Here is a 16,231-nt window from a genome sequence, read left to right as displayed (position 1 = left end):
TCCGCTATAAAATCCTCTTCATTCCTCTTTTTATACAGGATATTGTCTATGAACAGAAGACCCGCAGTCGCAGGCTTGTTTTATCCTGACGATCCGACTAAGTTACGAACAATGGTGGATCATTATTTAAATGATGCCGAAACCGAGGCGAAAGTTCCGAAGGCGATTATCGCCCCCCACGCCGGTTACATTTATTCAGGCCCGGTTGCCGCCAGCGCCTATGCGAGACTAAAACAAGCCCGCGACAGCATCACCCGAGTCGTGCTGATCGGGCCTTCGCACCGTGTGGCTTTTCGCGGCTTGGCCGTTACCCGTACCGACTACTACACAACGCCATTGGGCAATGTAGTTATCGACCGGACTGCGGTCGAAGCATTGATAAAGTTGCCGTTTGTCGAATATATCGAACAAGCGCATACTCATGAGCACAGCCTGGAAGTGCATTTGCCTTTCTTGCAGGAAACCTTGGCCGATTTTAAATTAGTGCCTATAGTTGCCGGCGATGCTTCGGCCGATCAAGTCAGCCGTGCTCTCGATTTGGTTTGGGGCGGTCCCGAAACCTTGATCGTCATCAGCTCCGATTTAAGTCATTATCACGATTATTCGACTGCTAAAAAACTCGATCAACAAACCAGTACCTTGATCGAGCAAATGCAATACGAAAAGCTATCGTCCGAGGCCGCCTGCGGCAAAGTTCCGGTTTCCGGATTATTGAAATTGTTGCGGCAAAAATCGATGCGTATTAAAGCCGTCGATCTCAGAAATTCCGGTGATACCGCAGGCGATAAAGACCGAGTCGTGGGGTATGGCGCCTATGTCGTTGACTGAACAAGACCGCAGGCGCCTTCTGGATTTAGCCAAGTCATCCATTGCTCATGGCTTAAAGTCCGGCAAAGCGCTCAAGATCGATCTAAGCGATTATCCACCCGAATTGACTGTGCCGCGCGCAACATTCGTGACCTTGCAAAAACAAGGACAACTGTGCGGCTGCATCGGCATGCTCGAAGCGGTTAGACCCATGGCTGAGGATGTCTCCGAGAATGCTTTCTCCGCAGCATTCAAGGATTACCGGTTTCCACCGCTCGAAGCCGACGAGCTCGATGCATTGGACATTCATATTTCGATACTGAATCCCGCCGAACCGATTGCATTCACTTCGGAGCAAGATCTAATCGACCAATTGCGCCCTGGTATCGACGGCTTGATTTTAGAAGAAGGCCTCAAACGAGGTACCTTTTTACCTTCGGTATGGGAGTCCTTGCCCGATCCTCGGCAGTTCTTGCAACATCTCAAACAAAAAGCCGGGCTTCCCCCGTATTATTGGTCGGATAGCATTAAGGTTTCGCGGTATACTGCCGAAATTATCGATTGATTCAAAGTGGCGAGGAGCGATCATGATCGAAGAAAATGCAATCGTGGCAAAAATCGAACATAACCAAGTTTGGGTCGAAAGCAAGCCAAAGCAGGGCTGCGGCGGTTGCCTGCAAAAAAGCTCCTGCTCCACCTCGGTGCTCGATAAGTTTATCAAGAAGCGCTCGATCGCCGTCGATTGCGACATCGAGTTAAAAACCGGCGACGAAGTCGTTATCGGAATTAGCGAGGGGATTTTAATCAAGGCCTCGCTATTGCTATATATGTTGCCCTTGGTTGTGATGGTTCTAAGCGGCGCGGTCGCGGAAGCATTTCTGCCTTCCGGATACGAACATGGCGATCTGGTGATTGCCGGCACCGCGATTTCGGCATTATTACTGTCCCTCTGGGCAATCTCCAAGCTGCAGCAATCTTTTTTCTATACCTTTTTTTCGAGACCTGTCGTCATTAGAAGATCAACGGACTGACCTTTGCACCGTTTTAGTACTCGTTGCGAACCTGGTTAGAATCCCATTTGCTATGAAATTGCACGATCTAAAAAGAGCGCGGTTGTTCGAAAGAGTCGCCGGAACCGCGTCTCATGGCTTTTTCAGGCTTGGTGACGCCGAAAGTCTTATAAAATTGCACGAGATGCGCATTTCGCATGCGTTCAAGCCCCGACATGGACCGCAATTTGCGTCTATTATGTCTACACCTTCCTTTTTACGAATTCGATTTTTATTTTCCATGGAAACACGCTATGCATCCTTTTAAATCCCATCTCAAAGAACTCGACCTTCCGATCAAAGTCTTGTTTACCGGCTATTTAGGCACCGTTGCTGTCGGTTACTTTTTTGCGTTGATACAAATTCTTTTTACGCACGGTATGGCCGACGGCAAGTTCGGACTATCGATCGACGATATCGTCTACAGTTATTATGGCAACCGCTCGGGTACCTTACTCGAAACCAAGTTAAACGGCTCGATGAAACCCTATGCGACCGAGCAAGAGCGCTTCGCACTGATTCAATGGACTCGGGACGGTGCGGAACAATCGGAATACGCATCCAGCGGCTCAAAAAAAATCATCGAAACCAAATGTGTGATGTGTCACAACGCCGATGCGTCGGGAATCCCTAATTACAACGACTTTTCTCAACTGAAAGCCGTGACCGAACAAGACGAAGGCGCTACCTTCGCCTCGTTGATTCGCATATCGCATATCCATTTATTTGGTATTGCTTTTATTTTTATGTTCGTCGGTCTGATTTTTAGTTTTTCCGAAACCGCGTCGGTCGTAATCAAAAGCACCGCAATCGGCATGCCTTACGTATTCTTGATAGCGGACATCATGTCGTGGTGGCTCACTAAGCTACACCCTATGTTTGCCTGGCTCGTGATTATCGCCGGCATGGGTATGGCCGTGTCGTTCGCATTTATGTGGTTTACATCGATCGCCGAAATGTGGGCGTATCGCTACGTCTTTGTCGACGGCTTGGCTGTTCACTATCACAACATCAGAAAAGCATCGGCTAAGAAGCTGTCGCTCGATGAACAGACTTCGATGAGCGCCGTGATTTATCATGCAGCAAAGCAAACCGTTTGCTTTTTCATCGAAAATGGCGTTAAGCCGCTCATCTCGTTCATCAAAAGCAAAATCAATAAATAATCAGACCACCCTATTAGGGTAGGGCAAAAATGTCTGATTTTCGGGGTTTACGGGATGTCGGCAGAATTGAGTTGCCGACATCCTAACAACTTAGGATGTCGTGCGAAAGGTATAGTTTTGTTCCATTTGCAAGATATCGTGAAGGAGTCGGTGTTCAATGAAAAGATCGTATTTTTTGTCTAAATGATCACGTATTGTTTCTATGTTTTGTTGCAGCATGCCGTCGTTTTTCAAAAAATTCAGAATATCTTCCGCCGCCGCCCACTCATAGACCAGCCATTTCCATTCATCCAGTCTTTCGATGCTGAAGTCGGCCTCGAAAACAGTATTCTTCTTTTCATGCAAGACGGCTGTCTTGAGCAAAGCTGGTTTTAGGCTTTGTACATGATTAACGGCTTCGATTAGCGTTTCCCCCGTATCGTTAACGTCATCGACAATCAAAACCTTTTTCCCTGAAATATCTACCGTAATGGGGTCGATTATTTCAGTGTGTTTCAGAATCTCCGCTCCACTTTGGTAATGCTTTATCTGCATGGATGCTAGTTGGCCAATGTTTAAAAAATCACACATCAAGCGCGCGGGGAACATTCCGCCCCGGGCAACCGCAATAACGATATCGAAAGATACCGAGCTTTTCATGATGTCGAGGGCAAGTCTATGAGATACTGAATAGGCTTCCTGAAGAGAAATGATTTTTGCTGTAAAGTTATTTTGCATGGGCGAAAATTATTTGTGGGGCACTGAAATTTAAGTCTCAATTATTGAGATGACTGAGCCAGTTCTCGAAATTTTAATCATTGGACCAAAGTTCGGCTGTGATAGTTGCTTGGTGTCGCATTTATCGGCGTCATGGCTGTTCAATGGTTATGACGCTCCGCTACTGCGTAACCTTGAATTGCTTGAGAGCCGACATGCCGATCAGCAAGGTATATTTATACGGTTATAGCTGAAAACGCACCTACCACTACCGGAAGCACTTAAAAGTTCAATATGAATTTTAGGTACGCTGCGCGTAGCTTATGTCAGTATAAAGCAACACAGGAGGGCACGTTTCCAAGCTACGGGTGAGACTGCAGGGTACACACAGCGTACCCTGCAGTCTTCAAGTTTCGAGATTGGTCTTAGTATTAATTTTAACTATTAACGCGAATATAGCCTTGATTTTTGGGGAAGGCGAACGAATTTGCTGTGCCAAATACAAACTCCGGCTTGATTAACCGCGAATGAGCTCATTTAAAGTATACTTGTCGCCTGTCATTTATTCGGTTTAAAACGACGTGCTTCGCTTACTTAATTTGCTCGCCAATCTTTTTCCTTTTTGGGTCATCACCTGTAGCGGTTTAGCATTATTTTTCCCTACTTGGTTTACTTGGTTCAGCGGTCCGATGATTGTTTGGGGCTTGGCTATTATCATGATCGGCATGGGTATTACGCTTAGCTTCGAGGATTTTCGACGGGTAACGCGTACTACTCGACCGGTTTTAATCGGCGTCGTTGCTCAATTTGCCGTGATGCCTCTTTTGGGTTGGGCCATAGCTTATGGGTTTTCGCTCGATCCGCAATTGGCGGTCGGTCTGATACTGGTGGCATGCTGTCCCGGCGGCACCGCATCTAATGTGGTCAGCTACATTGCTCATGCCGATGTCGCGCTATCGGTATTGATGACGATGTGCTCTACATTCGCCGCCGTTGTCATGACACCGCTATTAACTCACTGGCTAGCCGGAGCTTATGTTCCGGTGGATGCTTGGAGCTTATTCTTTAATACTCTACAAGTGGTGATTTTGCCGGTTTTGTCGGGTATGTTGCTGAATCGCTATACGCCGCGTTTAGTTCAGGCCGTAACGCCAATCGCACCGCTCGTTTCAGTGATGGTCATTGCTTTGATTTGCGCGAGCATCATTGGTGCGAATGCAGGCACGATAAAGGATTCGGCTTTACCGTTATTGAGCGCGGTTGCCTTGTTGCACCTAGGCGGGTTTACAATCGGCTATGCAATGGCGCGTTTGATGAGGCTTGAAGAAAACGCATCTCGCACAATTTCAATCGAGGTAGGCATGCAAAACTCCGGCTTAGGCGCGGTACTTGCCCAGTCCAGCTTTGCACAAATGGCCCTGGCACCGATTCCCTCGGCCATTTCGGCAAGTTTTCATTCGATTATCGGCAGTGTACTGGCGGCCTGGTGGCGTATACGAAAGAGTAAAAGATAGATGGGGATAATTAATAATGGAGGATGAACTACTTGCTTTCGCGAGTTTCGGTATCGGCTTGTGAAGGCTGCCCGGGGTGGGGCTTTATCATTAGGGTAGAGGCTTTTGTTTCTCGGCAATTGCAGAGTTTCAAGGATAGTGTGGGTACATAAAATACAGGATCATTTTTCCGCCCAGCATCGCCTAAGCCCCTTTTACTACAAGTCATTCTTGGCGTTATATAAAATCAGCTTCACCCAGCACCTAAATTCCATAGTCCATTGGCTATGATTAACAATCTTGGTAATTTAGGGCTGGGTCTTTGCGGGCATACAGGCAATGAAATTTGACTAGCAAAATGTATCTCAACAATCGCCTGCTTATGTAATTTTAATCAGCCTGTCGTACTATTTATCGGCGGGACTGTCCAATTGCAAGTGATGACTGGTATCTTCATCGTCAAAATAGCCGTCCAGATCATCGAACAAATCATCATGATCGTCCGGCGACATAACACCGTCCCTAACCAAGTATTCGCGGCGTTGGAAATAAGCGGTCTTGATGAACTCGTAACGATCGACTGCGGCTTCATCTAAAATCTTCTCCGAAGACAACAAGCCAGCACGCTTGTCGACACCCTCTATCGCATTGGCTGCTGTACTTGCTGCGCTAACCGCTGCTCCGGCAAACATCGTATAAGTTAACGGATCCATCAAGGCATCGCCAACCAGGCCCACTACGCCTCGCGGAGAGCCCGGGCCGATGAACGGCAGCACTAAATATGGACCGGTTGGAACACCCCAATAGCCAAGAGTCTGATCAAAATCTTCAATATTCTTGGGTAAATCGACTTCGCTTGCTACGTCGAAAAAGCCTCCCAAGCCTAATGTTGTATTAAGAAAAAAACGTCCGGTATCTTTTCCGGCCTGAGCTAATTTCAATTGGAAGATATCGTTGAGAATCACGCCAATATCGTCGATATTGCTAAAGAAATTGGTGACCCCTTGATTGACCGGCTCAGGGGTCACGTAATCATAGCCCTTGGCAATTGGCTTCATGATGTAATGATCGAGATCTTCATTGAAGGAATGCACGCTACGATTCCAGCCCTCCCATGGATCGTCTGGGTTGGCGGGAGTCGCGGCGCAGCCGCTCAACAGGACTGTGCATAACAAGCCTGCTGTTGTAAAAGTATGAGGCCCGGAGGCGAGTAATTTAAGGCGCATAGTCTTCTTATTTAGTTATTCATTAAATAAATCGGCGTCATTTTAGCAGTAATTCCTGATTGTTATGAGTTCTTATTGCTGATTCTGCCAACAGCTGACGGTAAAAAAGAATAAATCCTGCGGAGCCTCCTCGAAATGTCCAGTAAACAATGTTAATTAAGACCTAATAGGGTGCGACGTTAATCATCGAACAAAGCTTTATGCAATCAATATTCAGCGCCGTTTCCCGCCTGAATGACCGCCATAAACCAACCATTCTTCCTTGCTTTATAGCCAAAGATTGACTCACTTTAAAAGTAGCTATTTAGTCCCACGGCAATTATCGTTCCCACGTTCTGCGCTCATCGTTATACATAAGTCAAAAATTACCCTTTTCGCAATCTTAACCAACGAGACCTCAATACCATTTATTGTCACTTAACACTCGCGGATCACCTAGCGCTAGGCGATCCGCGTAGGGTACGCTGTGCGTACCATGGTAACCCCGCGATGTTCATGTGCCAACCGAGCCGCCAGGGCACGGCTTTGGTACGCGCAGCGTACCCTACAATTTATGTATAACGATGAGCGCTCTGCGTGGGAACGCCTGAGTACTGCTCCAGCGGTACGGGAAGCTAGAGCGTCTCGGTCTACGTTCCCACGCTGGAGCGTGGGAACGATAGGGGATGTGAATAATTACCTTTAAAAGTGAAAGATATACCTGGTGAAGATGTCGTCAACGAAGGTCCTCGATAAGACACTCTCACATTTGATTCTTAAGATGTTTTTTCGATCAAAAACGAGTCAAACCCAAATTTATGGGCATTAGCATAGCAGACCGAACTTACTATGAGCTTTCAAGTTAACAAAGGTCAATATTCTTAAAGTCGTAGTCTAATCGACAACTTAGAATAATTTATACTTCACACAGTCACATTTTCGGTTTTTAACACACGCCACTCGCGCACATCACTTGATTAAAATGTTAATCAAAAAAGCAATAATAACTATTTTATTCAATTATTTGACTCTATAAGCGTTAACCTATCTTTAACAAGCAAAATCACAAGCCATTGAATGAAAAAGAGTTATTAATTTTATGGCACTACAAGTATTGACAATTAAGATAAATGTAATACAAGATTCACTGTTTTCTTAAAAAATCATAAACAATTGTAATCATTAACAAAAACACTTAACGTAAACGCTAAATTTTTAAATGTAGTGCCTGATGGCGATTTTTAAATTAGTAAGGTACTGATTTATAATGATTATTAAATCTTAGTGTCAAACATGGGTTAAGGGCATAAGGTTTAAAAAATAAAATCACCATAAATTTAGGAGATGCACGAATGAATCGGCAATGGCTTTGGTCTTTTATCTTTATTGCGCTAATTGCAGGCCCTGCTTTTGGCGCATCGCCGTCGATTGACGGCAGCGACCCGATCGATGCACGCAGTTTTTTATTCATCGCTATCTTATTGATAGGCGCTAAAACCTGCAGCCTGATTGAAAAAGTCGGTCAGCCGGCAATTTTGGGTGAATTAATTTTAGGTCTTGTGCTCGGTAATTTAGGGCTCATCGGCTTCGATTTTTTCGAAGCGATAAAATTCGATCAACATATCTTATTTTTCGCCGAGCTGGGTGTGGTTATTCTCTTGTTTCAAATCGGCTTAGAATCCAATATCAGCGAAATGATGAAAGTCGGCCCCCGCGCTTTGCTGGTAGCGTTGATCGGTGTTGTCGTTCCGTTCGTTTTGGGTGCTTTTGTCGCGGGCCCTTTGTTGATGCCGGGTTTCGAAGATCATGTTTATTTGATGATCGGCGGCGCGTTGACGGCAACGTCGGTGGCTATCGCAGCCAGTATTTTTCGCGACATGAAGCTGCTCGACTCTCAGGAAGCCAAAATTATTTTGGGCGCTGCGGTATTCGACGATGTCTTGGCATTGATCGCGTTTTCGATCGTGATGGCGATCGGTACGGTCGGCAGCATTAGCTCGGGCGAGATCGCCGGCATTTTCGGCGAGTCCTTCCTGTTTTTATTCGGCGCTGTGATTCTCGGTCACTATACAGCTGCACCGATCGGCCATGCGCTGTCCAAAATCAGTTCCGGCGTCGGCATGAAATTTGGCTTGGCGGTCACTTTCTGTTTGTTGTTTGCCTATTTTGCGCACGTTGCCGGGCTTTCACCGATTATCGGCGCATTTGCTGCCGGCTTGGTGCTCGATCAAGTACATTTTCGTTTTTTCCATGATCCTGAAATCGTCACCGACTTGAAAGCTTGCGTGCAACACGAAACGGGAGAAATCAAGGAAAATGTCATGAAGGTAGTCGACCTGCATGCCGAAAAGCATGTCGAGGATTTGATGAATCCGCTTTATCACTTTTTTACGCCGATTTTCTTCGTGTTGACCGGTATGAGCGTAAAACTCGATACGTTGTTCGACACGCAAACTTTATTGACCGCGTTAATTCTGACCGTGGTAGCGGTCGTCGGCAAACTGGTTGCGGGCTTGGGGGCAGGCGCCGCTAAAAAAATGGTTGTCGGCATAGGCATGGTGCCGCGCGGGGAGGTCGGCTTGGTATTCGCAATGGCCGGTCACACCGCCGGCATTTTGCCCTCCGAAGTCTTTTCGGTGATCGTGCTGATGGTGATTATCACCACACTAATGACGCCGCCCTTGTTGTCTTATTTATTGAAAAAACACGTTGACAGTCATTGATCACGCAGGGGCGCGGAAAAAAAGAGCAGGGTAGCAATGAAGCGAGAGCCGTCTAATTTCCGAACTCTTTGAAAAGTCGGGCAAGGATTTGTGCAACAAGATATTGAATATTTCCGCTTTATAGCGGCTATCATCGATTGAAAGCCAGATTGTATGAGCAGTAGGGTCGGGACCTCTCGCAGGTTCGGCACCGTGGAAAGGTGCGCGATGCGCACCCTACAACTGCAGGACGGGGTTTTCAACCCCGTCCTGATCGTTTCGACCATGCCTAAAGCAGACATAAACGTTCGGAACGGGTTGAATAACCCGCACCGAACCTGCAATTGACAGCAAGGTGCACTAAAAAATCAATCTTCCTCGGCCTTGATGATTTTACCGGTTCCTGCGTCGACCTCGACTTCCATTTCGCGTCCATCCGCCATTTTTATTTCGAATTCGTAGACCGCAAAACCGTCGGTATTGATTTCATATTCCACTTCGCTAACCCTGCCCGGATAGGCTTCTAGCGCTATTTTTCGGGCCTGTTCTTCATCGATTTTCTTTAAGGCCGCAAAAGCTGGGTGATCGGCGCTCGGAAGTTCTTGTTCTTTTTCGAAAATGTTGCCGGTTTTATCGCATTTAAACTCCCATTTAGCGCCGTCAGACGATTTTGCCTTGATTTTGTAATATTCGACGCCTTTTTTGTTTTTTAGCTTCATTTTGACAATCGGGTCTTGCGTCACCTCGCCGACAGCTTTCCGGCAGGAGTCGAAGGCCGTATTGTCTTGTGCAACGGCTGCTGTGCCGAATAAGCCCAGCAAGACGCTCAAACAAATAATATTATAGTTGTGGTTCATGATAGATAGACCTCATTAATGAACATAAAAAGTTGAAGGGGCATCAACCGTAGATGGTACGTACCTGATAGCATAGCCCAAGCTTTCCGTTACCCCAAGCCTCAAGAAAGATATCCGATGCGTACCTTACCTGACTATATTTTTTAATATGGGCCAGGAGGCTTTGTCAAAAGCCTTTATCTTACGCAGTCAATCTTAGCTGCCGCAACTTTATAAGAAACACTATTAGAAAGCCCACTTCACACCGCCCATCATTTGAAACCCCTGGCCCGGGTGAATACCATCTACACGGCTGGCTATAAATTTTTTGTCGCTCAGATTATAGCCATTCATAAATACATTGACGTTTTTGACAACTTGATAATTTGCCGAGACATTGAAAACCGTATAACCGGGAATAATGCCTTCTTGTCCGTTCGCATTCTCTTCTCGGGTATTTTCAATGTCGACATATTGCTGACTAACGCTTTGAATACCAAAACGGATGTCCAGACCCCAAGGCGTTTCGACACCAACATTGGCGTTGATTAAATGCTCCGGAGTATAAGGTAAACGATTATCTTTAACGATCCCCGCCCTGGCTTCGGTACTGGCAAAATAAGCATCGAGATAGGTATAAGACGTTGTTAAATAATAATTATAATCGGTACCGAATAATTGATTGGAATCCAAACGAAAACCGGTTTCCACCCCTTGGTGTACCGTTTCGCCGACATTGATAAACCGAGTATCCGGGACCGTTATGTCTTCCACAATTTGGTTTTCAAAATCGATTCTGAAATAGGTCATTTCAAGATTAACACCCGCAGTAGGCGAGGTTCGAACACCGGCTTCGTAATTCAAACTTAATTCGGGCTCTACTTGGCTAAGGATATTTTTCGTCGGGTCGACAAAATCACCGATTCTACCCGGCGCGAAACCTCGATGAACGCCGGCAAATAGCGTGGTGTTATCTATGCCATTATAGGTCACGCCAACGCCAGGCAGGGCTTCCGTCCTAACTAAACTTTCCGTGGCTCTGTCGATATTGTTGATATTGTCTTGATGATAATGCTCGACACGAACCCCCGGCGTTACGGTAAAGTCGCCCAGAAAGAAGCGGTTTTGTGCGAAAAATGATAGCGCTTGGGTTTCTAATGAATTGTCTTGGTAACGATTACGCCCGTGATTGTTGTTATTCCTACCTTGAGTGGTATCTCTTGGTCCGGCATTACCGACATAACGTTCGCGGTCGGCCCATTCAAAATGCCCGCGTATACCCAACGTGGTTTCGCTCTGTACACCGAATGCGTCATGCATGAACACCAGCTTAGGTTCTATGCCAAACACATTGTAAGTCCTGGGCCGCTGTTCATTCCCGCATGTCGGAGCTACATCGGCGGAAATCGGTTCGCGTCGATTAGCACAGTTATTCATTTGCGAGGAATCGTTAGCCTGCCGAATCGACTCCCGGAACATATGATTGCCGTAGATGTTGGTGCTGAACTGCATCGTATCGGAAATATCGAATTCATAGAGCGCTTGCCCCGCATAACGGCGTACTTCGAAGCTATCGTTACGTAAAGGGTTGGTGCGTTGACTGCGCTGGTACATTTCGCTGGTTAGGCCGGCCTCGCCCATATCCGCGTCTTCATGAGTCAATATCCCTTTTAGCATGAGGCGTTGACGATCGTCGATTTTAATCAGGGCTTTGAGTGCCAAATCATCTACTTCTTGATGCTGGCCGCTACGATTGCCGTCCGATTCTTGCCGAATGTAATCCAAAGACAGGCCGACATTATCGAGCGTACCGCCCAATCTTAAGTGGGTATCGTAATAGCCGTTATTGCCGCCGGCCGCCGAAATCGATCCACCGAATTCCTCAGGAATCGGCGCGCTGACAAAATTGACCGCGCCGCCGACAGTTTGAGGACCGTACATGATTTGTCCGGAACCTTTCAAGACTTCGATACGATCGATACGTTTATTAGTTGGAATATAGTGATTACTGGGATCGCTATAAGGCGCCAATTGTATCGGCGCACCATCTTCCAGTAATTGCGTGCGAACCGATCGCCTTGGATCCAATCCTCGTATGCCTAAATTAAAACGCCGTCCCAACACGTCCTCGTCAACGATATGAATACCCGGAATGGTACGCATGGCATCCTTCGTCGACAATGGGCCTTGTCGATCGAGCGTAGTTTTATCGATGACGAAGCCGGAGCCAGGAATATGCTCTAATTGCGAAGGTTCTTCACCGATAATTTCCAGAGGAGGCAGTTTTACGGCCGGTGGACGATCATCTACTTTAGCCGCATTAGCATTCACGGCGGCCAACACGGCTACCGTCATTAAGCACATGCGGAACGGCGCTACTTGGCCTTGCCCGCTACCCGTCGCATTCTGATTAGATTCGATTTTTATTATAGAAGTTAAAGACATTGCGCTACCACTCATAAGCCACTTTTTTGAAAGCGGCCATTTTAGTGAGCGTTATCCCTTTTACCTATAGGAAAAACTCCTGAATTTTTTTGTTGGGGAACTTTTGAGCGGTGAGCGGTGAGCGGTGAGCGGTGAGCGGTGAGCGGTGAGCGGTGAAATGATGCAGAATTTAATCCATTTGTCAAGCCCTACTTTCCTCTTTCCTCTTTCCTCTTTCCTCTTTCCTGCTCACTGCTTACTGTTTACTCCTTCCCGCTCACTGCTCACCGCTTACTATTAACCGCTAACTCCCCCCTTAAACCTTCGCCCCCAACGCTTTCGCCAAACGATTGCGCTTCTCTGTATCGTGTTCGATTTCCCAGCCTTGAAGGTGTTGCCGAATCAATTGACCCAGCGCGTCGATATGCCCTGGCTCGGCATTGAGCGCATCAATGTATTCGTAATGATCGCCACCGCTGCTCAAAAAATACGCCCGATTTTCGACGCCAATTTCTTCGATCGTTTCGAGACAATCGGCGGCAAAACCCGGACAGAAAATTTGTACCGACTTGCAGCCTTGCCCCGGCAACGCTTTCAGCGTCTCGTCGGTATAAGGTTTAAGCCATTCCTCCCGGCCGAAACGAGACTGAAACGTTGTCATGTATTCGTCCGGAGCCAGTTCTAGCGCTTCGGCGATCAATCGAGACGTTTTGTAGCATTCGCAGTGATATGGGTCACCGTTATGTAGATAGCGCAACGGAATGCCGTGATAAGAAAAAATCAATTTATCGGCACGGCCATGTGCATGCCAATGATGCCGAATATGGTCGGCCGCGGCTTGAATGAATGGGTCGAAATCGTGATAGTGATTGATGAAGCGCAATTCCGGCAACCAACGGCGCTTTTTGAATTGATCCGCCAAGGCGTCGAAAGTCGAGGCGGTCGTCGACGCCGAATATTGCGGGTATAGCGGCAGCACCAATAATTTTCGGACGCCTTGTTGCAATAGCCTATCCAGTACCGATGCGATCGATGGAGTACCGTAGCGCATCGCGAAATCGAGCACCAGATCGTCGCCCCAATCCGCCTGTAGATTTTTTTGCAAGGCTTCGGCTTGATGCCGGGTATGAAACATCAACGGCGAACCCTTGTCGGTCCATATCGATTTGTATGATTTTGCCGAACGACGGGGCCGAATTCGCAGAATGATGAAATTCAACACGAACCACCAGATGAATCGAGGAACCTCGACGACCCGAGGGTCGGACAAGAACTCCTTAAGATAAACGCGCAACTCCTTCGCGGTCGGCGCTTTCGGCGTACCGAGATTGGTAATCAAAACACCGACTTTATCGTTTTGTTTATGCGTAAATTCGGGACTGCCTTTAAATTTCATACTTTTTCGCTTTGGAATATTGTTTTATTGAAGTTTGTTAACTCAGCCTTATTGACAAAGCAGAATCAATCGAACAGCGCTTGGTCTAAATTTTTGCTCTTTTCTAAACTTCTAAGTTCAGCTTTATCTTTTATGCCATGAAATTTTGTGCCGGCAAGGTTGGCTTGTGAAAAATCGGTATCCAGCAATTTGGCTTGGGAAAGATCGGCACCCGACAAATCGGCACCGGTGAGATCTGCACCGGCCATGTCCGCGACCATTAAATTAGCGTTTTGCAGATTGGCACCGTTCAATTTGGCCAAACGTAACATGGCCCGACTCAAATTAGCCCCGGCCAAATTGGCTCCGGTTAAATCGGCGCCTTTTAAATTGGCGCGCATCAAACCCATCGGCTGATTTTTCATATCCGCGCCCCAATTGGCGTCTCTCAGATCGGCGCCCTTTAAATTAGCACCGTCCATCACGGCAATGAAGCGACTGCCTCTTAGATTAGCCTTGCTCAAATTGGCCTTGACTAAACTGACGCCGAATACGCTACTATTCGAAAGATCGGCACCGGATAAATTGATGCCGGTCATCACGGTCAAATCCAATACCAAACCGGACAAATTACTATTGCTAAAGTCGGCCTTTCTCAAATCGGCACCCCATAAATCGGCATGGCGAAAATCCAAGCCGGATAAATCGACTCCACGTAAGTCCTTCCGGCGCAAATCGGCCGGTTTCTCTTTTGTAGCCTTGCTTAGCAATTGTTCGATTTGCGCACGGTCAAGATCGGCCGCTAGCGTCGAGGAAGTATTGAGTGCCAATAAAAACAACGAGGTAAATAGGGTAGGTATTTTCATCGTAACATCTCCTAATGCGTTGGCTTAATCGAAACTCATTATATACTTTGAGCAAGGGCATGTTCCGTTTTCTAAAACGCTCATTCCATTACAAACGAAATGCTTTGTTCCTGACGTTCCGATATTTCTGAGTTAAACTAATCTCCTTTCCTATTCTCCCTGCATTTGTCTCAAAACGCACTCATGACTTCTTGTAACGATCCGGCATGCGCCAAAAAAGTCGAATTATTAAATAGCGAATGCCGCTGCGTGTCGCTCGACCGTCATGCTTTGCGGGATGAATTGCTGGCTCTTAACGACCTCAATCTATTCCGCATGCTCACCGAGGAGCGGCCGCATTTATTCGCGGAATCGGCCGTATTCGTCGATGAATCCTGCTTACGGCGGCAATGGAAGATTATCGCGGCATTGGAAAAAGTGATCGATTTACCGGCTTATCAACAGCGGGTATTGGCTTATGCGCCTGAAACCGCCCTTTTTACGCCGAAAGCCCGAGGCGTTTTTTTGGGTTACGATTTTCATATTGGGCCCAGCGGGCCGCAATTAATCGAAATCAATACGAATGCCGGCGGCGCCCTGGTCAATGCGATCCTGGCACGCGCCCAAATCGCTTGTTGCGATCAGGCAGGCGACAGGCGTCCGGGTCAATTGCCCGGGATGGAGTTAAAACAATCGCTCGAGCAAGTTTTCATCGATATGTTCCTCGAAGAATGGCGGCAGGAGCGGGGCGAGCAGACATTAAAAACGGTTGCCATCGTCGATGAGCAACCGGCCGAGCAATATATGTATCCGGAGTTTTTACTATTCGAAAAGCTCTTCGAGCGGCACGGTATCGAAGCGGTCATTTGCGATCCGTCGGAGTTGACCTTCAGCAACGGCAAGCTGTTATGTCGAGAGCTTCACATCGACCTCGTTTATAACCGTCTGACCGATTTCAGTTTGGAAGAAATTGCCTCGCAAGCTTTGCGCAATGCCTATTTAGACAATGCCGTAGTCGTGACGCCTTATCCCAGAAATCACGCATTATATGCCGATAAACGCAATTTGGCCGTGTTGACCGACACAGCGGCTTTAGAAGAAATTGGCGTGGATGCTGCCACTCGCGAGATTTTGCTGTCCGGAATTGCGCAAACCGTCGTTGTGCGAGAACAAGACGCGGAAAAACTTTGGTCCGATCGGAAACGTTTATTTTTCAAACCGGCCAAAGGTTACGGCAGTAAGGCTGCTTATCGCGGCGATAAACTCACTCGGCGAGTATTCGGGGAAATATTGCAAGGCGATTATGTCGCGCAACAATGGGTAGCGCCAAGCGAAAGGCACTTGGAAGTCGATGACGCAGTGATGGGTTTTAAATTGGACTTGCGTAATTATGTTTACAACGGTCAAGTGCAGTTAGTCAGCGCAAGATTGTATCAAGGCCAGACGACTAATTTCCGCACACCCGGCGGAGGATTCGCGCAGGTTGTCGTCGTCGACCCGGGCGGATAGCGCTCGACTTTAAGGCTGCTCACTTAACGCGGAACAGTTTAAGGTCAATCCGTTCGTGGCGAGCCCTTCGGCTGCGCTCAGGGCGAAGGGTTATACCTTTCGCACTTCAAATTTCGGCGATGCTTAA

13 protein-coding genes are annotated in these 16,231 nt (G+C 47.2%); 7 read left to right on the top strand and 6 right to left on the bottom strand.

What is annotated here, in order from left to right:
- The first annotated feature begins 48 nt into the window (after window positions 1–48).
- The 4 genes from amrB (at window position 49) to MEALZ_RS17890 (ending at window position 3,019) form a co-directional block, all read left to right on the top strand.
- Window positions 49–828: an AmmeMemoRadiSam system protein B gene (gene amrB / locus MEALZ_RS17905; RefSeq protein WP_014150065.1), complete on the top strand. Its 780-nt coding sequence runs from the start codon at window positions 49–51 to the stop codon at window positions 826–828.
- Window positions 815–1,372 (top strand): AmmeMemoRadiSam system protein A, encoded by a 558-nt coding sequence (gene amrA / locus MEALZ_RS17900; RefSeq protein ID WP_046061240.1) that lies wholly within the window; start codon window positions 815–817, stop codon window positions 1,370–1,372. Before amrB ends, amrA begins: the two co-directional genes overlap by 14 nt.
- 22 nt (window positions 1,373–1,394) lie before the next feature.
- A complete protein-coding gene (locus tag MEALZ_RS17895) occupies window positions 1,395–1,838 on the top strand; it encodes a SoxR reducing system RseC family protein (RefSeq protein ID WP_014150063.1) in 444 nt (147 codons plus the stop codon).
- Between the two features lie 272 nt (window positions 1,839–2,110).
- Window positions 2,111–3,019: a hypothetical protein gene (locus MEALZ_RS17890; RefSeq protein ID WP_014150062.1), complete on the top strand. Its 909-nt coding sequence runs from the start codon at window positions 2,111–2,113 to the stop codon at window positions 3,017–3,019.
- Window positions 3,020–3,109: 90 nt separating this feature from the next.
- On the opposite strand, the gene MEALZ_RS17885 is transcribed toward MEALZ_RS17890, so the two are convergent.
- Window positions 3,110–3,736, bottom strand: a complete 627-nt coding sequence (locus MEALZ_RS17885; protein WP_014150061.1) for a phosphoribosyltransferase — start codon at window positions 3,734–3,736, stop codon at window positions 3,110–3,112.
- 560 nt (window positions 3,737–4,296) lie between these two features.
- Between MEALZ_RS17885 and MEALZ_RS17880 the strand changes: the two genes are divergently transcribed.
- A complete protein-coding gene (locus MEALZ_RS17880; protein ID WP_014150060.1) occupies window positions 4,297–5,229 on the top strand; it encodes a bile acid:sodium symporter family protein in 933 nt (310 codons plus the stop codon).
- Window positions 5,230–5,615: 386 nt separating this feature from the next.
- Here the strand turns inward: MEALZ_RS17880 and MEALZ_RS17875 are convergent, their stop codons facing one another.
- Window positions 5,616–6,434 carry an MlaA family lipoprotein gene (locus tag MEALZ_RS17875; protein WP_014150059.1) on the bottom strand — a complete coding sequence of 273 codons (819 nt, stop codon included), beginning with the start codon at window positions 6,432–6,434 and terminating at the stop codon, window positions 5,616–5,618.
- A gap of 1,331 nt (window positions 6,435–7,765) precedes the next feature.
- Here MEALZ_RS17875 and MEALZ_RS17870 point away from each other — a divergent pair.
- Window positions 7,766–9,136, top strand: a complete 1,371-nt coding sequence (locus tag MEALZ_RS17870) for a cation:proton antiporter (RefSeq protein WP_014150058.1) — start codon at window positions 7,766–7,768, stop codon at window positions 9,134–9,136.
- A gap of 347 nt (window positions 9,137–9,483) precedes the next feature.
- Here MEALZ_RS17870 and MEALZ_RS17865 read toward each other — a convergent pair whose 3' ends face one another.
- The 4 genes from MEALZ_RS17865 to MEALZ_RS17850 form a co-directional block, all read right to left on the bottom strand.
- Window positions 9,484–9,972 carry a PepSY domain-containing protein gene (locus MEALZ_RS17865; RefSeq protein WP_014150057.1) on the bottom strand — a complete coding sequence of 163 codons (489 nt, stop codon included), beginning with the start codon at window positions 9,970–9,972 and terminating at the stop codon, window positions 9,484–9,486.
- Window positions 9,973–10,197: 225 nt separating this feature from the next.
- Window positions 10,198–12,396: a TonB-dependent receptor family protein gene (locus MEALZ_RS17860; RefSeq protein ID WP_014150056.1), complete on the bottom strand. Its 2,199-nt coding sequence runs from the start codon at window positions 12,394–12,396 to the stop codon at window positions 10,198–10,200.
- A gap of 295 nt (window positions 12,397–12,691) precedes the next feature.
- Window positions 12,692–13,771 (bottom strand): ferrochelatase, encoded by a 1,080-nt coding sequence (gene hemH, locus MEALZ_RS17855; protein ID WP_014150055.1) that lies wholly within the window; start codon window positions 13,769–13,771, stop codon window positions 12,692–12,694.
- Window positions 13,772–13,836: 65 nt separating this feature from the next.
- Entirely contained in the window at window positions 13,837–14,616 is a 780-nt protein-coding gene (locus tag MEALZ_RS17850; RefSeq protein ID WP_014150054.1) for a pentapeptide repeat-containing protein, read from the bottom strand.
- A gap of 183 nt (window positions 14,617–14,799) precedes the next feature.
- Here MEALZ_RS17850 and MEALZ_RS17845 point away from each other — a divergent pair, with 183 nt between their 5' ends.
- Window positions 14,800–16,104 (top strand): hypothetical protein, encoded by a 1,305-nt coding sequence (locus tag MEALZ_RS17845; protein ID WP_014150053.1) that lies wholly within the window; start codon window positions 14,800–14,802, stop codon window positions 16,102–16,104.
- The last annotated feature ends 127 nt before the right edge of the window (window positions 16,105–16,231 follow it).

Origin of the sequence: Methylotuvimicrobium alcaliphilum 20Z (assembly GCF_000968535.2) — a bacterium.
GTDB classification, from domain to species: domain Bacteria; phylum Pseudomonadota; class Gammaproteobacteria; order Methylococcales; family Methylomonadaceae; genus Methylotuvimicrobium; species Methylotuvimicrobium alcaliphilum.
The sequence above is the reverse complement of the archived record's forward strand: the minus strand, read 5'-3'. Positions and strand labels throughout refer to the sequence as shown.